Source organism: Shewanella sp. Koi 1 (assembly GCF_052907445.1).
This window is the reverse complement of sequence record NZ_JBREJM010000001.1, coordinates 2,862,325-2,883,081: the sequence shown is the minus strand read 5'-3', so window position 1 is coordinate 2,883,081 and position 20,757 is coordinate 2,862,325. Positions and strand designations below refer to the sequence as shown.

The following is a 20,757-nucleotide window of genomic DNA, read 5'->3' as shown; positions in this document are numbered from 1 at the left end:
ACTTAGCCGTGGCTATACTGCAGCTAATGGCCAGTGGCACTCAATCAGAGTGCCACGATTGAGCTCACTCTCTACCTTAAGCTCGCCATGTAACTCTTCTTTTATCCAAAGATTAATGCAAGTCAGTGTGCCAATACATTGGTTTTGTTGAATTTCTTGTTTTAGTTGCTCAAGGTGCGCGACTGATATCCCGACACCATTGTCCTTAAGCTGCATCTGAAACTCGCCGTCTTTCTTCTCAAGGGTTAATGCTAAGGTTCTGTTTTGATTATGCTCTTTAAAGGCATGGTGCAAGGTGTTGTTAATCAGCCGATAGAAAAATTGCAAATATTGCCAAGCATTGCCATCGACTACTAATTGCTCGTCGCACTCTAGCTTGACTTTAACCTGAGTTTTCAACAGTTGTGGCTGCAATAAGCTCAATAATTGATTGATAAACTGAGCTAAATGCAGCGGGCGTATCTCACTATGCTGATCGGTAAACAGCTGAGATATATGCCTGAGTCTGGCCGCTTGTTGGCTCATCAATTGCACCACTTGGGCTTGGTGGCTGTCATCCTCCTTGGTGCGCACTTGGCAGATCTGTGCGAGGAGTTTGTCCTGCTCTTGCATCATTTGGCTCATGACGTCGGCTAGGAAATTCTGCATCAGTTTCTGACTTTGTTGTTTGCTCAAGTTGAGTTGGATTTGCTGATTGATCTCAGCTTGAATCGCCGCGAGTTGTTCCCTGAGCTGGCTGTTTTCTTGCTGCGAGAGTTGGGTCTTGCGCTGCTCATCTTTTAGCTGGGCTAATTGCGATTGCAGCAGCTTTTCTTGTTCTTTTTCTTGGCGTTTTTTCAAGTCTACATTAAAGCCAATGGCACCGACGCCCATGGAATTATCCTCATCATCGCGAATATCGAATTTACTCATTTGATAAATAACCTCGCCGCGAAGGGAGGGAATGGCTTCTTCGAAATGCAGGGCATCGTGGCTATGGGTGACCCTTTGGTCGTTCTGTTGATACTGTTGGGCGAGTGAGTTTTGGAACAGATCAAAGTCGGTGGCGCCGATGATCTTGCGCCGCTCAATCCCTAACACTTCGCAGTATTTGTTGTTCACTAAGGTATATCTGCCGTTTAAGTCTTTGATGTAAATGATGGTGGATGAGAAATCGAGTAAGGATCTTAATTGTTCCTTACGTTGATTTAACTCCTGCTGAAAATGCTGTTGAGTCAGTAATTGCTGCTCAAGGGCGAGATTACTGGCATCTAGACTGGCCATGGCGACTTCAAGCTGTTGGGTGCGGGATAAGAAGCTTTTCGCTAGTAGGCCGACCTCATCGTGCCGCTCCTTGGCTTTTAATTCGATAGAGGCCGAATCATTGCGTTTGAGTGCCTGCACCATCTCCATAATGGGGGCGATAATTAATCTATGTTGCAATAAAAACAGCAGGATAAGGCCGAGCATCTGAATTAATACGAGGGAGAGGCCGACTTTTTCGATCAGTTTTTTGGCCGTGTCCTGTAATGGGGCGATGGGCGTGACGACCAGAATTTTCCAGTAGGTGTGGGGCATTAAAAACACCGACACCAGTGAGGGACCCTTGAGGATAGGGTCCATAGTCAATGAGACCGAGGCGATTCGTCTAGGTGTTAAGAACTGGTTTTTGGCATTGTCATTGACGATGGCGGAGAGCATCTGCCGTTCCCCATCGTTGCTTAGACGGGTGAGGTTATCCATTTGCTCTTGGGTAAATACGCGCTCAGCCACGGCTTGTTCGATAAAACTGCGGTCGGCTAAGTGCAGTGCCGAGGCAATGGGGCTAAAGGCCGTCTCAGTTTTTGCCAACTCATCGAAGTCTTGTAGGGCATGGGTGGAACTGTGGGAAGATTGTGGCAGATTGTCACTATTAGGCGAGGCCAAGATTTGGTTTTGATGGTCTAGGGCTATCACGTAGCCACTGACATCGAGCATGGTATTGCGTAGGAGCTGATTGAGTTTTTCAAGGCTGATATCGGTCGTGGCGGCTCCAATAAACTGATGATCCATCCACATGGCACCCGATGCGGTCACCATAGGCTCATGGGTGGTGGGGTCGACATAGGATTTAGACCAAAATATTTTTCCTACGGGGAAATAGCGGGTAGGCCGATACCATTCTTCGGTGTGGTAGCTTGGAAAACTATCATCGTTATAGCTATTGATGGCGACCAATTCGCCGTGAATATTGTGTGACCAGAATAAGCTGTCGCGAAACTTTTGCCGGTCAAATGCCCCTGGCTCGGGCCAAATCCCGCCACCTGAAATAATCGCCTTTTGATTTTCAATCGAGAGTAATACCGGAATGCTCTTACTGAGTTGCTCAGGTTCGTAACGGTATAGCATGGCGATTTGACTGATGGCATTGACCTGATTCTCCACTTGGGAGGTCATTTCCTGCAATTTAGCAATGATGATTTGGCCATGGTTTTGATTGAGCAGGGTTTGCTGCTCGCTGATCTGTTGGGTCTGAATGTTGAGAATGACCCAAGCCGTGCTGAAGATCAGTATGCTGGCGATCAGCAGTTGGATCAGGCTGAGTTTAAACGGCAGGCTCTTTTGCCAGTGGGTTAACGGTGCTTGAGGCTCAATGAGAGGCCGTTTATCCATGTTCTACGCGTTCCAAATGCCGTTATCATGGAGCCAGTTTAGCGTTTTTTGGTCTATTTGCCATTGGCTTAAATCAAAGTTCGCAGAGTACTTTCGGCGAGAAAGATTGACAGCTATAGCTAAAAATAAGGCAGACCTTAGTCTGCCTTAGCAAGATTATTTGTAGAGCGAAGGTTTATTCGAGCCGCTCAAGATGGGCACAATAAACAGTAACAGTGCGACCAGATAACCACTAAAGGCTACCACCATCCACTCGGCCATGGTGACGCCCATAAACTGCCATGGCACATCGGTACACATTCCCGTTGGCAACATCACGGATGGGAACCATTCATGGAGTGGCATCCAAGCTGGAAATTCGGGTAAAAATGAGCAAGTCGAGAAGGGCGAAGGGTTATTCTGCATATCGACTAAGGCTAACGCCAGTTTTAATCCCCAGGTTGCACTGACGGCCCAGCCAAGGGCGCCTAAAATGCGAACGATGCGGTACTTAGGCGCCGTCATACCTATCAGTCCTGCCGCCAGAATGCCAAATACGGCGAGACGCTGGTAGATACACATGACGCAGGGATCTAACTTCATCACGTATTGGAAATACAATGCGGCCGCTTCGAGGGCAATCGCAGAGCCGGTGAGAATGAACCAAGATGCGCGGGAATGGGCAAAGCGAGTGAGTGCTGTCAAAAGTGAACTCCATATCAACAAAAAACGCCCTCGAAAGTAGGGCGTTTTTTTGACTGTACTGAACTCATAAAGTTCAGTCAACTCCGATATTTATGTTAGTGACCTGTCGCAGGCGCTAACGCTTCTTTAACACTGTGATGCAGTATCGCATGGGAGTCGTAGAAGTACTGGGTCATCTGCTCTAAGAAGCCCGATTCGATAGCCATCACACCCACAATCGATAACACGATAGTGTAAGGCAATGCCATCCACACCATTCTGCCGTAGGATAAACGGATAAGAGGTGCAAGGGCCGAGGTCAATAAGAACAGGAACGCGGCTTGACCGTTTGGTGTCGCCACCGAAGGTAAGTTAGTACCAGTGTTAATCGCAACCGCTAACAGGTCGAATTGATCGCGGGTAATTTGACCGTTAATCAATGCGGCTTTGACTTCGTTAATGTAAACCGTGCCCACAAACACGTTATCACTGACCATAGAGAGCAAGCCGTTAGCGATATAGAAGATCACTAATTGGGTGTTACCTTCATGGTTCAGTGCCCATTGGATCACTGGGCCAAACAGTTGTTGGTCGATGATTACGGCCACAACTGCAAAGAACACAGCTAACAACGCCGTAAAGGGCAGGGCTTCTTCGAAGGCTTTACCCAGCGCATGCTCATCGGTAATACCATTAAAGGCTGTGGTTAAGATGATCACAGACAGACCAATCAAGCCTACAGACGCTAAGTGCAGCGCCAGACCCGCAATCAACCAAACACCGACAAAGGCTTGGATAACCAGCTTCATCTTGTCTTTATTGGTACGACGGGCATCTTCATAGGCGGCGTAATCACACAGGATTTTATGCACCGCATCCGGTAGCTGAGCACCATAACCAAACCAACGGAATTTTTCGACCACAAAGCAGGTGAGGATACCCGCGAACAATACTGGCACGGTCACAGGTGACATACGGATCGCAAACTCGCCAAATTGCCAGTTTGCTTGGGCTGCAATGATTAAGTTTTGTGGCTCACCCACCATAGTACACACGCCGCCTAATGCGGTACCGACACCGGCGTGCATCAATAGGTTACGCAGGAAACCACGGAAAGACTCCAGTTCATCTTCATTGAGTTGGTTTTCACCATCGTCATTTTTGCCTTCGGAGGTATGGTCATGATCTGCCGAGAAATCTTTACCTGAAGCAACTTTGTGATAGATAGAGTAAAAACCGACTGCTACGGTAATAATCACGGCGATAACGGTTAAAGCATCTAAGAAGGCGGATAAGAAGGCAGAAGCCAAACAGAATAGTAAAGACACTAAAATTTTCGAGCGCACTTTAGTGATCATCTTAGTGAACACGAACAGCAGTAGCTGTTTCATGAAGTAAATACCGGCCACCATAAACACCAGCAGTAGTAATACTTCAAGGTTCGCTTCAATTTCGTGCAGTACTTGGCTGGCAGAGGTCATCCCGATGGCGACAGCTTCAATCGCTAATAAACCACCGGGTTGTAATGGGTAGCATTTCAGCGCCATTGCCAAGGTAAAAATAAATTCAAGCACTAATACCCAACCAGCCACAAAGGGGCTGACATAGAAAAAGAGTATTGGATTGATTATTAAAAACGACAGTATTGCGATCTTGTACCACTTAGGAGAATTCCCTAAGAAGTTCCCAATAAACGCCTGACTCATTGTCATCGGCATGGCATCCTCTCTTCTAATTATCTTTTAAAATTGCACAGGTTATTGTTTCTGGCATTTGTTTTAGAAAATCAGTCTAGCCTAAAGAGAATGCTAATGTAACGAGATACTGAAACCCAGATTTCAAAAAGCGGAGCTAATCGGCAAAATTGGCACAATTGCTGTTGATTAATGTCGTTTTTTTGAACATTTCTGTGACAATTGTACGGTGATTTTAAGGTGAGCCTCAGTCAATGGTTTCCATTTTTTACCGCTCTGGTATGATCAGTGACCATTATAAAGCACAACAACTGGAAAAGTGGGCTGATGATTATCAATGCCAAAGGACCTGCAAGTTTTGCAGAGAAGTATATTGTAAGATCGATTTGGGAAAATAAGTTTCCCCCAGGGTCCATTTTACCGGCTGAACGTGAGCTTTCTGAATTAATTGGTGTAACACGCACCACCCTGCGTGAAGTGCTGCAACGCTTAGCCCGTGATGGTTGGTTGAAAATTCAACATGGTAAACCGACTCGGGTGAACAATTTTTGGGAAACCTCGGGCCTTAACATTCTTGAGACCATAGCCGATCTCAACCCGGAAGGCTTCCCCGTGCTGGTGGATCAATTACTGTCGGCTCGAACCAATGTGAGCGCGATTTATTTTCGCGGTGCACTGCGTAACAGCCCAGATACAGCGGTGGAAGTCCTCGGACAAATTCACCAATTAGAAGACACGGCCGAATCCTTCGCCGAGTATGACTACCTGTTGCACCACACCTTAGCCTTCTCTTCAGGCAATCCGCTGTACGTGTTGATCTTAAATGGCTTTAAAGGTCTGTATAGCCGAGTCGGTCGTTACTATTTCAGTAGCCCAGAGGCGCGCCAGTTAGCGTTGAACTTCTATAAAGAACTCGAAATATTAGCCAAAGCTAAAAACTATATCGATGTGCCCGCATTAATGCGTACCTACGGTATTAACAGCGGCAAAATGTGGTTGCAATTGCGTGACGATATGCCAACCTCGATTGCCCAGCAGGACGGCAATGCTTAAGTTTCGATTCCGAAGCTTACATGTGGCAAGTGGTCTGTTGTAAGACGGGTTAAATAAAAAGCCGTTTCATTGAGAAACGGCTTTTTGCTTTTTCATCAAACTGATATTTAGTCGGCCTTAGGTTGCTCAGGGCAGGAGGCTAACAAGGTCACGCTGGTATCGGCATTTAACTGTTCAAGGCTGACGGTAAAGCCCCAGAGTCGATGCAAATGCTTTAGCACTTCCTTATAGGTGCTGGCGAGCGGGATCTCATTACTGGGGACATACCTTAAAGTTAAGGAGCGGTCGCCGTTTATCTCAACGTTATGTACTTGAATATTAGGCTCAATATTTGACAAATTGTACTGCTGCGAGAGTAGATTGCGAATGTCTTGATAACCCTGCTCATCGTGAATGGCCGACACGGACAGATAATTGCGTTTCTCATCATCGTGGATGCCAAACAGTTTGAACTGACGGATCACCCTCGGCGACAGATATTGGCTAATAAAACTTTCATCCTTAAAGTTTTGCATCGCAAAATGTAAGGTATCGAGCCAATTACTGCCCGCAATGTCCGGAAACCAGGCTTTGTCTTCCTCGGTCGGATTCTCACACATGCGCCGAATATCGGTAAACATCGCAAACCCGAGGGCATAAGGATTAATACCGCTGTAGTAACGGCTGTTATATTCGGGTTGGGCGACAACGCCAGTATGGCTCTGCAAGAACTCCATCATAAAGCGGTCGGTGACCACGCCATCATCATATAGATGATTCAAAATGGTGTAATGCCAGAAGGTTGCCCAGCCTTCATTCATCACTTGTGTTTGTTTTTGTGGATAAAAATACTGCGCCATCTTACGCACGATACGGATAATCTCCCGCTGCCATGACTCCAGCAATGGCGCATTTTTTTCAATAAAATACAGAATATTTTCCTGCGGCTCGGCGGGAAAACGGCGCTTAGTGGTCGAAGGTTGCTGCTGTTGATGGGTGGGAATGGTGCGCCACAAATCGTTCACTTGGCTTTGCAGGTAAGCCTCGCGGTCTTTTTGCCTCGCCTGTTCTTCCCTAAAGGAGATTTCCGATGGGCGTTTATAGCGGTCGACACCGTAATTCATCAGAGCGTGGCAAGAGTCGATGATGCTTTCAACTTGCTCGACACCGTATTTTTGCTCGCAATCACTGATGTAGTTTTTGGCAAACACCAAGTAGTCGATAATCGAGCTTGCATCCGTCCATGTCTTAAATAAGTAATTATTTTTAAAGAAACTATTATGGCCAAAACAGGCATGAGCCATCACCAAAGCCTGCATGGTGATGGTGTTTTCTTCCATTAAATAAGCGATACAAGGGTTGGAGTTAATCACAATTTCGTAGGCTAGCCCCATTTGCCCACGCTTGTAGCCCTGTTCGGTTTCGATAAAACGTTTGCCGAAGGACCAATGGGTATAGCCAATGGGCATGCCAATGCCGGCATAGGCGTCCATCATCTGTTCGGCGGTGATGATTTCGATTTGATTGGGATAGGCGTTCAGCTTATAAATGGTCGCCACTCGCTCAATCTCTTTCAGATAACTTTGTAACAGCTCAAAGCTCCAGTCGGGACCGTCGCTCAAGGCTGTACGTGTTTTTGCTTCTTTTATCCCCATAGAGCCCCCTTAAACCGCCTGCTTTTTAAATAATTCTCTAAATACAGGGTAGATATCTTCGGCTTGACGAATATGTTGCACCGCTATGTTGTCGTAGTGTTGTTGTAGGGATTCGTATTCGCGCCACAGGGTTTGGTGCGCACGATTGGTGATTTCGATATAGCTAAAATAGCGCACTAGCGGCAGGATTTTTTGCTCCAATAATTGTCGACAGGTGGGAGAGTCATCGGCCCAGTTATCACCGTCAGAGGCTTGTGCGGCATAAATATTCCACTCATCGGCAGGGTAGCGAGCCTGCTGAATTTCGTGCATTAATTTCAATGCGCTTGAGACAATCGTGCCGCCGGTTTCTTGGGAGTAGAAAAACTCATGCTCGTCCACTTCCTTCGCTTGGGTATGGTGGCGGATATAGACCACCTCGAGGTTTTTGTAGGTACGGGTAAGAAACAAGTACAGCAAGATATAGAAACGTTTTGCCATATCTTTTGTTGCTTGATCCATCGAGCCTGACACGTCCATTAAGCAGAACATGACCGCTTGGCTTGAGGGCACCTCGCGCCTTGCAAAGTTGTTGAAACGTAAGTCAAAGGTATCGATAAAAGGGACTTTAGCAATCTTCTGTTTGAGCGCCTCAATTTGGGCTTTTAAATCCAAAATCAGCTCGGCTTTAGTGCCCGGAATATTTTCAAGTTCTGCCAGTTCCTGCTCTAACTCTTTGAGCAATTTCTTTTTACTTGCCGACATGGCAATGCGGCGTGCCAAGGAGGAACGCAGTGAGCGCACAATATTAATATTGGCTGGTACACCATCATTGGTGAAGCCCGCACGGTAGATTTGATACTCGACGAGCTTGTTTAAGCGATTCTTCTGCAGATTCGGTAGTTCTAAATCCTCAAAGAGCAGCTCTAGGTATTCATCCTTTGAGATTTCAAACACAAAATCGTCATTACCTTCGCCCGAATCCGAGGCATCGCCTTTACCCGCTCCGCCGCCAGCACCACCTTGGGGTCTGTCGATTTTATCGCCACGGGTGAATTGATCATTGCCTGGGTGGACTCTGTCTCTTACGCCTCCTTTGCCCTGATGGAACATAGGTTCACTGATATCCCGTGTGGGAATACTGATTTTTTCGCCTTTATCTACATCCGTTACACTGCGACGCGTGACGGCATCGCTGACGGCTTTTTTGATTTGTTGCTTATATCGGTTGATAAAGCGTTGGCGGTTGACTGTGCTTTTTCCTTTCGCATTCAACCGTCTATCGATAAAGTTCGCCATACGCACCTCCCAAACCCCAGCGAAGGCTTTGGCAGCACCAAAGCCTCGTTTTTAGTGAGCGCAAGTTAAGAGGATTTACGAACCCGTAAATACCACTCAGACAGGAGTCTGACTTGTTTTTTGGTATAGCCTTTCTCCATCATTCGATTGACAAAATCATCGTGTTTACGTTGATCGTCAGTCGAGGTTTTGGCGTTAAAGGAAATCACCGGGAGTAGATCCTCTGTATTTGAGAACATTTTCTTCTCAATCACAGTGCGTAGTTTTTCGTAGCTGGTCCAGAGTGGGTTGTTGCCCTCATGGCTTGCGCGGGCGCGCAGGACAAAGTTAACGATCTCATTACGGAAATCTTTAGGATTGCTGATCCCCGCAGGTTTTTCGATTTTCTCCAGTTCGGCATTAAGTGCAGAGCGGTCAAACAATTGGCCTGTTTCGGGGTCACGGTATTCCTGATCTTGGATCCAAAAATCGGCATAGGTGACATAACGGTCGAAGATATTTTGGCCGTATTCAGAGTAGGACTCTAAGTACGCGGTTTGGATTTCCTTACCGATAAATTCGACGTATTTGGGGATTAAATAGCCTTTTAAGAACTCCAGATAACGTTCGGCGGTATCGCCGGGGAATTGTTCCTGCTCGATTTGGCGCTCGAGTACATAGAACAAATGTACAGGGTTAGCGGCAATCTCTGAGTGGTCAAAGTTAAATACCCGCGACAGGATCTTGAACGCGAAACGGGTAGAAAGACCGTTCATGCCTTCATCAACACCGGCGTAGTCGCGGTACTCTTGGTAGGATTTGGCCTTAGGATCGGTATCTTTAAGGCTTTCACCATCGTAGACCCGCATCTTAGAGTAGATGGAGGAGTTTTCAGGTGTTTTGATCCTAGAGAGCACACTAAATTGCGCTAGGGTTTCTAAGGTGCCAGGTGCGCAAGGTGCTTGGGACAGCTCGGAGTTTTGCAGTAATTTTTTGTAAATCTGCAATTCTTCCGATACCCGCAGGCAATAGGGCACTTTGACGATATAAACCCTGTCGAGAAACGCTTCGTTGTTCTTGTTGTTTTTGAAGGTTGACCATTCTGACTCGTTAGAGTGCGCTAAAATGATTCCGCTATAGGGCAGGGCGGATAAGCCTTCGGTGCCGTTATAGTTACCTTCTTGGGTAGCGGTGAGCAGTGGGTGTAGCACCTTAATGGGCGCCTTGAACATTTCCACGAACTCCATCATCCCTTGGTTTGCCCGGCAGAGTGCACCCGAATAGGCATAGGCATCGGCATCGTCTTGCGAGAAATGCTCTAGCTGACGAATATCGACCTTACCCACCAAGGAGGAAATATCTTGGTTGTTTTCATCCCCAGGCTCGGTTTTGGCAATCGCCAATTGATCGAGAATAGAGGGGTAGACCTTGACCACTCGGAACTTTGAAATATCGCCGCCAAACTCGTGCAGGCGTTTCACCGCCCAAGGCGACATAATGGTTTTTAAGTAACGGGTGGGAATATTAAACTCATCCCGCAGCAGCTGGCCGTCTTCTTCGACATCGAAGAGACAGAAGGGGTGATCATTCACCGGGCTTCTCACGCCATTAGCACTTAAAATGTAAATAGGCACTTTTTGCATCAAGGCTTTGAGTTTTTCCGCTAATGATGACTTACCACCACCCACAGGGCCGAGTAAGTACAAAATTTGCTTCGATTCCTCTAAGCCTTGGGCAGAGTGTTTTAGGTAGGCAACGATTTGTTCAATCGCATCTTCCATACCGTAAAAGTCTTTGAAGGCGGGATAGCGTGAGATGAGACGATTCGAAAAGATACGGCTTAGGGTTGGATTTTTCGCGGTATCAATAATTTCGGCTTCGCCGATGGCAAGCAGTAATCGCTCGGACGCTGACATATAAGCACTGCGATCTTCTTTGCAGATATCGAGGTATTCTTGCAAAGTGTATTCTTCATCGAGTTTTTGTTCGTAGCGCTTTTGGTAATGCTCGAAAATGCCCATATAAACCCCCTGAAACGCCAGTGATGTCATGGATGGATAACTGATTTTTCAGCTTCCTACACTAATCTTAGACACAAACTTGCCAGCCGTGTCAAAAAAATATCAAATAAAAACAATAACAAATGATTGCAATTGCAATTATTGCACTTGTAGCGATTGGGCGGTGTTAGGCAAAAGGTGCGAGGTGAGTGATTTGTGAGGTCATAAAAAAAGAGCCACTTGGGCTCTTTTTCGAAATGATTTAGCAGCGATTAACCAGCGAAGTTTTGGTTAACGAAGTCCCAGTTAACTAATTGCCAGAAGTGGGCTAAGTAGTCAGGACGTACGTTGCGGTAATCGATGTAGTAAGCGTGTTCCCACACGTCAACAGTCAGGATTGGCGTCACAGTGCTGTCAGTCAGAGGGGTTGCAGCATTGCTAGTGTTAACGATAGCAACAGTGCCATCGGCTTTTTTCACTAACCAAGTCCAAGCGCTACCAAAGTTGTTTACCGCAGAATCGGTAAATTGTGCTTTAAATGCGTCGAATGAACCGAATGCAGCATTGATTGCATCAGCCACAGGACCTGTTGGCTCACCGCCAGCGTTAGGCGCTAAGCAGTTCCAGTAGAAAGTGTGGTTCCAAACTTGAGCTGCGTTGTTAAATACGCCACCAGTAGAAGTCTTGATGATTTCTTCTAAAGATTTACCTGCGAAATCGGTTCCTTCGATCAAACCGTTTAGCTTAACAACGTAGGTGTTGTGATGCTTGCCGTAGTGGTATTCAATGGTTTCTTGAGAAATGTGTGGTTCTAGTGCGTTCTTTGCATATGGTAATGCGGGTAATTCGAAAGCCATTAGTATCTCTCCATGGTCTTAGGTTATCGTTTTTTAAACGTGCTCACTGCGCTCTATTGTACCGATAATATTTGTGATGTGAATCATTGTTTGGCTAATTGATTAGATAGGCGTCATCGAAAAACTAATTGTAGGGCATAACCTTACAAACTGTGGGATTTTGTTCTGTGCCTAGCTGTCGTACAATAGCGGCATTGAGTCAATGTCATCGTACTTAGGAATTAAAATGGAAACAGTAGAGAAAATTAAACAGCAAATCGCTGAAAACCCAATCATCGTATACATGAAGGGTTCTCCTAAATTACCAAGCTGTGGTTTTTCATCTCAGGTAGCACAAATCATGATCAACTGCGGCGAGCAGTTTGCATTTGTGGATATTCTCCAGCACCCAGATATCCGTGCTGAATTACCTAAGTATGCAAACTGGCCAACTTTCCCACAATTGTGGATTGAAGGTGAGTTGATTGGTGGTTGTGATATCGTGGTTGATATGTACCAAAAAGGCGAATTACAGCCGTTAATCAAAGCGACTGCGGATAAATACAAAACCGCAGAGTAATCACGCTTAAATGTGATGAAAGAATAATAAAAAAGCCGCTAAGTGAATAACTTAGCGGCTTTTTTGTTGCCGAATCCTAACACAAGGATTCGGCGATGAGTGATGATCTGTAGCGCTTATTCACCGCGTTTAGTGTGATGCAGCATCACGCTCATGGTGTTTGCTTGCAGGTAACAGCAGATTCATGGTGATGGCCACAATACCACAGAGGCTGATGCCCGTGAGGCTGAAGGAGCCAATGCCAAAGGCCATACCACCAATACCGAAAACCAGTGTCACGCCGACAATACTTAAGTTACGTGGCTCGGATAAATCCACGTGATTACGGATGAGGGTATTTAAGCCCACTGCGGCGATAGAACCGAATAGCAAACACATAATGCCACCCATCACAGGGACTGGAATCGTTTGCATTAGGGCGCCTAACTTACCCACAAAAGCCAAGGTAATGGCGGTGATCGCCGTCCAAGTCATGATCTTAGGGTCGAAGTTACGGGTTAAGGTCACCGCGCCAGTCACTTCCGAATAGGTGGTATTTGGGGGGCCACCGAAGGCCGCTGCGGCAATTGTCGCAACGCCGTCGCCGGTCAAGGTGCGATGCAGGCCGGGTTTTTTCATAAAGTCTTTACCCGTGACATTGGAAATCGCGAGGATATCACCAATATGTTCAACCGCAGGCGCAATCGCGACTGGGATCATAAAGGCGATGGCATGCCAGTTAAATTCGGGCGCGACAAATTTCGGAATAGCAATCCAGCTTGCCGCTGTAACCACCGAAAAATCCACGATCCCGAAGGCAAGGCTTAGACCATAACCCACCACAATCCCCGCCAGAATAGGCATAACCTTAAGTAAGCCTTTGGCAAAAATAGCCACCGCTATGGTGGTACAGAGTGAGGCGAGGGAAATAATCAAAGCGGTATTTGTGGGAACGAGTGTTAAGCTGCCGTCTCCACTTTTACCCAGCGCCATATTCACCGCCACAGGCGCTAAACCTAGACCAATGATAATAATCACTGGGCCAACCACCACAGGTGGAAGCAGTCGATGGATAAAGTCGGTGCCGCGCACTTTCACTAACGCGCCGAGGAGGATATACACAAAACCCGCGGCAATGATGCCGCCCATGGTTGATGGGATCCCCCAGGTTTGCACCCCGTAGAGAATGGGGGCAATAAACGCAAAGGAGGAGGCTAGGAAGATTGGCACTTGGCGTTTCGTGATTAACTGAAACAGCAGGGTACCAATACCCGCAGTAAACAGGGCGACACTGGTATCAAGCCCTGTGAGTAGTGGCATTAGCACTAGGGCGCCAAATGCAACAAACAGCATTTGCGCGCCCTGAAGTGGTATAGCGAGTCGTTTCATTTATTGTTCTCGTAAATTTAGGGTAAACCGCGAGATGATAACAGTTTGTTGCTATATGTTCCTTATAAAATGCCCCGATTGTAGGTAAGGATCACTGTTTTATTGCTAAAGCGAGTGACAGCACTTAATCCGTGGTCGAAATCTCCCCAAGACTCGCTAAAGGCGCTAACTATGGTACAATTTGCACTATCTGACGTTACTTCAACTACTCAAAGATGCTGAAATTCCTATTAAAGCCAAGCTTACTCGCGTTTTTATACTGCCTGTTTACCGTTAATAGCCTGCAAGCTGTTGAAGTGAGTAAATTAGATGAAGCCGATGTGCCCGTGGCTTCCCGCGCCGTGCCTGAGCGGAATAAAGCCCTTAAAGCCGCGCTGGAAAAAGTGATCATTAAGAATACTGGGACTGCACGTTCTTTGGATAACGGCGTTATACAATCGCAACTGGCCAATCCCGATACACTGCTGAGCCAATATGGTTATGTGGAGCAAAATGGCCAACTGTTGTTAAAAGCCAACTTTGAGCATCGCCGCATAATCACCCTGTTACGTCAGGCCCAATTACCCGTGTGGGGCATTCAACGTCCACTAACACTCTTTTGGGTGGCCATGCCAAGTGAAGGTGACACGATTTTACTGAGTGATTCATCGACCTTAGCCGAGCGTCAGGCATTCAATATCTTCTCCGATGAGCGCGGCATTCCTGTCTTACTGCCTATCCTTGACCTCGATGAGTTAATGGGCATCAATCCCAATGATGTTAAAGGCATGTTTGCCGATATAGTGTCTAGCGTCTCTGGACGTTATCAAGCCGACTTCTTAGCCCTGGTCGCTATTGAACCAGCTGGAAACCAAGTGCGTTACCGCTTGAATTTGTACACCAAGGCGACGATCGACTCGTTAACGCCGCCACTGTTTAGTTTTAATGGCTCGGCAGAAAATAGCGCGCAGGCGATCACCGCTATGATGGCCGCCCTCGGGGATTATTATTTTACTAAGTACGCCATTGCCGATTCCGGCGAACAAGTTGGTGCCAGTGTGACCTTCGTGAACATTGATAAAATGGCGCAGCTAGTTGAAGTTGAAAAATACTTAAAGCAACTCAGCGCCGTGAAGAATGCGACGCTGTCGCGCATCCAAGGTAATACCGCAACCTTTTCCTTGGATTTGTTTGGTTCTCAGACCGACTTTGAGCGTTTACTGAGTCTAGAGCCGCGAATTTCGGTGGTGGCGCCAGGGGAGTTTTCTGCCGGTGCCAGCCCTGCGGGTAAAACTGTCTATCAATGGCGGTTACCTTAAACTTCCCTCGTTGTGACTGAGCATGCTCTGCTCAGTCATGTGGGGGAGTCGATAATTTATTGATATTGAGACGTACGAGTGCCATTAAACTCACCGCTACAATTGTCGTTACCGGTTTACTTACCGGATGATGAAACCTTTAACAGTTATTATCCGGCAGCGGGTAATGACGAACTTATCCAAAAGCTGCGCGCCAATGCAGAAGGCCAAGGTGAAGCCGCAATTTATGTGTGGGGACCGGTGAAATCGGGGCGGACTCACTTAATGCACGCCGCCTGTGCCCATGCCAATGAACTCGACCGCCGCAGTTTTTACCTTCCCCTTGGTATTCATGCTAGTATCTCGACAGCGCTGTTGGAGGGCTTGGAGCAGCTCGATTTGATCTGCATCGACGATGTGGATGACATTGCGGGTCACCCGATTTGGGAAGAAGCCATATTTGATTTGTACAACCGTGTCGCCGAGAACAAGCGCTGTGCGCTGGTGGTCAGCGGCCGCTCGGCGCCCGCGGATGCTGGCTTCTTGTTACCTGACTTAGTCTCTAGGATGCAGTGGGGACTCAATTATCAGCTGCAACCTATGGCCGATGATGAAAAGCTAGCGGCACTGCAACGCCGCGCGGCGATGCGCGGATTACAGTTGCCAGAAGACGTTGGCCGTTTCTTACTTAATCGTATGGCAAGGGATCTACGCACCTTGTTTGATGTGTTAGATAAACTGGATAAGGCATCCCTCGTACATCAGCGCAAGCTCACGATTCCTTTTGCCAAAGAAATGCTGCATCTGTAATCGTTCTGACTGTTAATCTACTGCCTGTGTTAATAAACATTCAGTGTTAACAAAAAGCCCGTCGTATCACGACGGGCTTTTTTATCTCTATTTATCTCACATCTATCGTAAACTTTGATCTGCTAAGAGGCTTGAGTTAAGTGTATCTGCTTGTTTAGCAATCCAAATCACTGTTCAAATCACTGTTGTAGATGGCGGTGACGATCGCCACTGAAGCGTAGCTCTGGCTCGATAAGTGTTTCGCTACTTGCCGCAACCCCTTGTCGTCCTTTGACTGTGGTATTGGGCGAAATCCCCAGGGTTTGGCGCCAGCTTTGGCCTTGGGTCATCGCTATTGGCTCGGGCAGGCTCGTGAGCAAGCCGATACCATCAAGTTCTGGTAGCATGCCATCGATCACTAAGGCTGCGCGGTTCGCCAGACTATCGTCGCCAATTCGGCCCCTTAGTCCCCAGTCAACGATCACAGTGTCAGCCGTAAGTACGGCGGGCAGGTTAGTGACGGCCACATCGCGCTGGATTTGATAGCGATAACTCATCATGGCTTCTTCGAATAACATCGCCGCGTCTTCACGGGTACTGGAATAGTTGTAAAAGTCATTGGCGATATCACCGGAGAAAAACGTACTCACATCCGAAGGCTGATAGGCTTTTTGGGTTGCAGTGGCTTTGGCGCCCAAGAAGCTCACCGCAGCAAGACCTGTCATTTCTGTGCTGGTGAGGGGATAGCTGCGACTCACTTGATCGGATATCAAACTCTTATTGGCATTTCGGCGGCTATAGTCGTCCAACAATCTGGGGCCTGTGAGCGTGGCGTGTATGTTTCTTGGGAAGAAGTCATTGGCGTGGGCGAGCTCATGGTACAAGAGTGAGGCGAGCTCGGGATTAATCTGGCTGAGCGTGCGCGTGGCGCGCGTAGTGATTGGAAATCCCTGTGAAGCATATTGGTTATTTTTAACGTAACGCCACGGCATGATGAAATTGAGTTCACTGCCAAAGTCGCTGCGATAATCTGGCGCCTCGTTGATGGTGTCGCGCTGGGTTGGCGTGAGCCACAAATCATTCGGATCGAGATAAATCGCTCCCGTGACCACCCAATAAAACGAGGGGCGTACATCATAGCTGATCACAACTGCTGTAACCGATTGTAATAGGCGGGCAAAATCGCTGTTTGGGTCCATTTGACGTAAAAATGCTTCGAAATTGTCTCCCATCCAATCGTGGGACACTAAAACGCGATCGAGAATCGTGTCGACATCGAGCGTATTGGATACTTGGCCGATTAGCGGCAATTGATTGATAGTACAAGCTTCTTTTAACTGATTTGAGTACACACAGCCCGTTAATGCACTAGCATAGGGAGAGGCGGGATGATAAGCGTGGGTGCGTGCCACTGGTGTATCGAAGTAGGTTGAGCTTATTGTGGGCGCCGCCGTGGTGAGCACATAGGCTTCATCTGTCACGGTATTACCGTTAATCGTGGCCGATGCCCTAAGGCGAGTTAAGGTATCTTGAGCAACAGTGGCAGCAGTAAATAGGGGTCTAAAGGGATCGCTGATATCAAGACTGACACTGGGGCCCTCGGCGATACACCAATTGATGCTTGATGCACTAAGGCCGGCTTGTTGAGCGATGCGTAGGCTGACATCGTTACCCTCTACGGCTTGATGATCTTGACGAATGTTTAGCATTGCCCCCGCGCTGCTGTCGGCATTGAACGCTATTTCAGCCGTTTCATCGATATTGCTGCCGCTGATATGTAAGCTAAAACGATAGCTGCCTGCTGCGGGGATATCGAAGGCTAATACTGGGCTATTTTGACTCACGAGTTCAATGCTGGGGCCTTCTAACTGTTGCCAGCGGAAGGTGAGATCCTGTGAATCGCGATTCCCTAGGCTGGCAATAATGGCACTGGATTGTCCCGCCACATATTGGGGTTCAGTTTTAAAGCGGATGGCGCCTGAATCTGTGGTGATGAGCGGAGTCACTGTCGCGCATCGTGGCACGTTAGTGGTTGGTGGGGTTACCGTACCACCATCATTATTATCCCCACCACCGCCTCCACAGGCACTGAGAGCGACGGTCGCCGCGATAATACTTAATCGACGCATTGGAACCCATATTCCCATCATGACTCACTCCAATTAACGCTATGTTATTGTTTTTGTGATATGACTGGCTTGATTGGCCGTCATTCCTTGGCATAACAACCGACTATAGCACGCTCTTTTGGTTACAAAAAGTGATGAAAGGTAAGTTAAATGTTGTTGAGTTGCGAGGGGAGTTGTGCCGAAAAGGGATTAATACAGCAGCGGATTTTGCTGTGAATGAGGGTGATAAAAGCGGGGGCGAATTTATAGCATTATGATGTTGCGAATCACCATTTTTTGAATCACAACTTCTCTAATCACGACTTATCGAAACAAACAGCGCGGAGCGGTATTAAAACCGAACCGCGCTTGTTAATCAGAACTTGCTCATCGGTGCTGGCTAATCGCGACTTGTTGGTCGCTGGCAGCGGTGAGATTGATTGGAGCTCACTATCAGTCTTGCTTGTCGGACTTTTTCTTAAGACCTAGGCCGAGTTCACGCCCACGGATACGTGCATAAAATGGGAATGCGACTAACAGGGTGCCAATCAGCAGGACTTCGATAATGGCAAAAGCCAATGCATCGGTCGTGACATACAACAAGGTAAGGGCGTGCAGCATATATAAGCATAAAATAAAGCTGGCCCAAGCATAGGTGTATGGGTTGCCCTTCAAAATGCCTCTTAACGGCAGCAACAAAGGCACTAGCCAGAGTAGGCTGAATAATAAGGTGTATTCCCCATTGAGGCCCTGACCAATAAACCAACCGCCCAGCAAGAGAACGAGGGCAAGGTAGCCTAAACGGCTCAGTGTCAGCAGAGTGCTTGAGGTCATGATGTTCCTATCTTAATCGTATCGAATGATGGTGAAATGACCGAAGATTAGAGAATGTTCAGTACATTTTCCGGTGGACGACCAATGGCTGCCTGTTGATTGGCCAGTACGATTGGGCGTTCAATCAATTTTGGCGTCTTGACCATGGCGTCGATCAGTTGCTCTTCGGTTAAGGCCGGATTGGCGAGTCCCAGTGCTTGATACTCGTCTTCCTTAGTGCGCATTAACTCACGGGCGCTGAGTTTGAGTGTGGCTAAAATTCCACGGATGTCGGCGGCGCTTGGTGGATTCTTAAGGTATTCCACGACTGTGATATCGCAGCCTTGCTGCTCGAGTAGGGCTAAGGTTTCGCGGCTCTTTGAACAACGTGGGTTATGGTAAATCGTTGCTTGGGTCATAGTACTTATGCTCAATCGGCTAAAACAATGGCGCGGATGATAGCAGAAAAAACAGCGCCCCGTCAGGATGTTCGGGGCGCGATTATAAGGGATAGAGGTAAAATCGCTGATTTTACTTCAAAGCATCCATCTCTTTATCCGCTTGTTTAAATTGGCGGATACGTGCTTCGATTCGTGCCAGTTGTAATGGATTGCCTTCCGAGGCGCGGTAGGCAAAGTTCAGCTGATCGATAGCGCCCTTGTAGTTAGCGCCTAGCGCCATTATCTCGGCATTGGAGAAATACTCCATGCCTTGATTGCCCAATTTTTTATAGGCAAGATTGAGCAGTTGATAGGGCAGTTGATTTTGCTTATCGAGGAAAATCATGTCTTCCAGCAGTGGGATAGCTTTCGCTGGCTCACCAGCCTCAATATAGATATTGGCTAAGTTCGCGTTAATCACCTGTGATGTGGGTTTCATTTTACGCTGGGCTTCGAGTAGCTTAGTCGCCTTAGCATAATCCTTACGTTCGTTGAGCAAATCCGTCTTGGTATCGATATAAAACAAGTTGTTATCATCGATTTTTAATAGCTCGTCGACAATCTTTTCGGACTCATCAAATTTCTTCAATCTAAATAGTGCTAAGGCTTTGCCGTAGAGAGCCGCCTCTTTAAAGCCGTAGGTTTGCTTATTGAGCTGCTTTTCAAACATGCTCAATACCGCATCGTCGCTGTAACTGGAAAAACGTACCTGAATACGGGCTTTAGCGAGCTGGAAGTTGAGATTATCCGGCACATAGCGGTGTGGATACTGGTGGGCGCGATCGCGCGCTTCAGAGATCCGTGACTCGGGTAATGGGTGAGTCAGCAACATTTGTGGTGGCGTAGTGGTAAAACGGTAGCGACTGGCGAGTTTACCAAAGAAGTCGGCGGCCGCATTGGGGTCAAAGCCCGCATCGACCAGAATCTGCATGCCAATCCGGTCGGCTTCTTTTTCATGCAGACGGGTATAGTTGATCTTCGATTGGGTCGCCATGGCTTGAGTGGTTGCCAGCGCGGCCATCCCCGCCTGCGGCACGGCGATGGTTAATAGAATCGCCCCGAGTAGGCCCGCAACGGTCGCTGGGCCACTTTTTTGCTGTGCTTCGAGGGAGCGCGCCAAGTGACGTTGGGTCACGTGGGTAATTTCGTGGCCGAGCACTGAGGCCAGCTCACTTTCGTTATCGGCGTTAAGGAATAACCCAGTGTGTACTGCAACGTGGCCGCCGAAGAAGGCAAAGGCGTTAATCTCATCGTTTTGCAGTAAGAAGAAATAAAAGGGCGTTTTAACGCCAGTGGCGTGGGCGACCAATTTATTGCCCAGTTCAGTCAAATATTGGCTCAATACCGGATCGTTCAGCATGGGCGCCGATGAGCGAATAACGCGCATATAGGCATCGCCATAGACCATTTCTTTTTCTAGGCTGAAGGTATTGACGGCGGCGGTGCCCAAGTCGGGCAAGTCGTTGTTGGCAAAACTCTTTGCGGCTCCACCGAGTAACATTAATGAAAGCACACTCGCCGCAAGGGGTTTACATCGGGTCAAAAACGTCAAATTACGCAAGTGGATCCTTTAATTCTTTTAATTGTCTCAACTAAGGCTAGGGTAGCACTTAG

16 protein-coding genes are annotated in these 20,757 nt (G+C 47.6%); 4 read left to right on the top strand and 12 right to left on the bottom strand.

From position 1 onward, the window contains the following. Positions 1–12 precede the first annotated feature (12 nt). The 3 genes from ACUZ8J_RS12570 to nhaB form a co-directional block, all read right to left on the bottom strand. Complete coding sequence (locus ACUZ8J_RS12570; protein WP_446693992.1) at positions 13–2,631, bottom strand: PAS domain-containing protein; 2,619 nt, start codon at positions 2,629–2,631, stop codon at positions 13–15. Between the two features lie 156 nt (positions 2,632–2,787). Further along, positions 2,788–3,315, bottom strand: a complete 528-nt coding sequence (gene dsbB, locus ACUZ8J_RS12565) for a disulfide bond formation protein DsbB (RefSeq protein ID WP_086904690.1) — start codon at positions 3,313–3,315, stop codon at positions 2,788–2,790. Between the two features lie 95 nt (positions 3,316–3,410). Further along, on the bottom strand, positions 3,411–5,012 hold the full coding sequence (gene nhaB / locus ACUZ8J_RS12560) for a sodium/proton antiporter NhaB (RefSeq protein ID WP_086904691.1): 1,602 nt from the start codon (positions 5,010–5,012) through the stop codon (positions 3,411–3,413). Between the two features lie 303 nt (positions 5,013–5,315). Here nhaB and fadR point away from each other — a divergent pair, with 303 nt between their 5' ends. Next, the gene (gene fadR / locus ACUZ8J_RS12555) at positions 5,316–6,041 is read left to right on the top strand and encodes a fatty acid metabolism transcriptional regulator FadR (RefSeq protein WP_086904692.1); all 726 of its coding nucleotides are present in this window, start codon (positions 5,316–5,318) and stop codon (positions 6,039–6,041) included. 107 nt (positions 6,042–6,148) lie between these two features. On the opposite strand, the gene ACUZ8J_RS12550 is transcribed toward fadR, so the two are convergent. The 4 genes from ACUZ8J_RS12550 to sodB all read right to left on the bottom strand — a co-directional run bounded on the left by ACUZ8J_RS12550 (position 6,149) and on the right by sodB (position 11,789). Further along, on the bottom strand, positions 6,149–7,675 hold the full coding sequence (locus ACUZ8J_RS12550) for a SpoVR family protein (protein WP_446693991.1): 1,527 nt from the start codon (positions 7,673–7,675) through the stop codon (positions 6,149–6,151). A 9-nt stretch (positions 7,676–7,684) separates the two neighbouring features. Further along, complete coding sequence (locus tag ACUZ8J_RS12545) at positions 7,685–8,953, bottom strand: YeaH/YhbH family protein (RefSeq protein WP_041408751.1); 1,269 nt, start codon at positions 8,951–8,953, stop codon at positions 7,685–7,687. A gap of 65 nt (positions 8,954–9,018) precedes the next feature. Further along, positions 9,019–10,953 (bottom strand): PrkA family serine protein kinase, encoded by a 1,935-nt coding sequence (locus tag ACUZ8J_RS12540; RefSeq protein ID WP_011716674.1) that lies wholly within the window; start codon positions 10,951–10,953, stop codon positions 9,019–9,021. Positions 10,954–11,204: 251 nt separating this feature from the next. After that, complete coding sequence (gene sodB, locus ACUZ8J_RS12535; RefSeq protein ID WP_011622352.1) at positions 11,205–11,789, bottom strand: superoxide dismutase [Fe]; 585 nt, start codon at positions 11,787–11,789, stop codon at positions 11,205–11,207. 226 nt (positions 11,790–12,015) lie between these two features. Here sodB and ACUZ8J_RS12530 point away from each other — a divergent pair, with 226 nt between their 5' ends. Continuing rightward, positions 12,016–12,348: a Grx4 family monothiol glutaredoxin gene (locus ACUZ8J_RS12530; RefSeq protein ID WP_011622353.1), complete on the top strand. Its 333-nt coding sequence runs from the start codon at positions 12,016–12,018 to the stop codon at positions 12,346–12,348. A 129-nt stretch (positions 12,349–12,477) separates the two neighbouring features. On the opposite strand, the gene ACUZ8J_RS12525 is transcribed toward ACUZ8J_RS12530, so the two are convergent. Beyond that, positions 12,478–13,716, bottom strand: a complete 1,239-nt coding sequence (locus ACUZ8J_RS12525; RefSeq protein WP_446693990.1) for a uracil-xanthine permease family protein — start codon at positions 13,714–13,716, stop codon at positions 12,478–12,480. A gap of 215 nt (positions 13,717–13,931) precedes the next feature. Between ACUZ8J_RS12525 and ACUZ8J_RS12520 the strand changes: the two genes are divergently transcribed. Both ACUZ8J_RS12520 and hda read left to right on the top strand, forming a co-directional pair. Further along, on the top strand, positions 13,932–15,014 hold the full coding sequence (locus ACUZ8J_RS12520) for a DUF2066 domain-containing protein (protein WP_446693989.1): 1,083 nt from the start codon (positions 13,932–13,934) through the stop codon (positions 15,012–15,014). Positions 15,015–15,092: 78 nt separating this feature from the next. Then, a complete protein-coding gene (gene hda, locus ACUZ8J_RS12515; RefSeq protein WP_011622356.1) occupies positions 15,093–15,803 on the top strand; it encodes a DnaA inactivator Hda in 711 nt (236 codons plus the stop codon). Positions 15,804–15,982: 179 nt separating this feature from the next. Here hda and ACUZ8J_RS12510 read toward each other — a convergent pair whose 3' ends face one another. The 4 genes from ACUZ8J_RS12510 to bepA form a co-directional block, all read right to left on the bottom strand. Next, positions 15,983–17,929: a hypothetical protein gene (locus tag ACUZ8J_RS12510; RefSeq protein ID WP_446694936.1), complete on the bottom strand. Its 1,947-nt coding sequence runs from the start codon at positions 17,927–17,929 to the stop codon at positions 15,983–15,985. Between the two features lie 414 nt (positions 17,930–18,343). Then, a complete protein-coding gene (locus ACUZ8J_RS12505; protein WP_011626505.1) occupies positions 18,344–18,724 on the bottom strand; it encodes a DUF2069 domain-containing protein in 381 nt (126 codons plus the stop codon). Positions 18,725–18,771: 47 nt separating this feature from the next. After that, positions 18,772–19,122, bottom strand: coding sequence for an arsenate reductase (glutaredoxin) (arsC, locus tag ACUZ8J_RS12500; protein WP_088211409.1), 351 nt, complete (start codon positions 19,120–19,122; stop codon positions 18,772–18,774). Between the two features lie 112 nt (positions 19,123–19,234). Further along, on the bottom strand, positions 19,235–20,704 hold the full coding sequence (gene bepA / locus ACUZ8J_RS12495; protein WP_109287607.1) for a beta-barrel assembly-enhancing protease: 1,470 nt from the start codon (positions 20,702–20,704) through the stop codon (positions 19,235–19,237). Positions 20,705–20,757 lie beyond the last annotated feature (53 nt).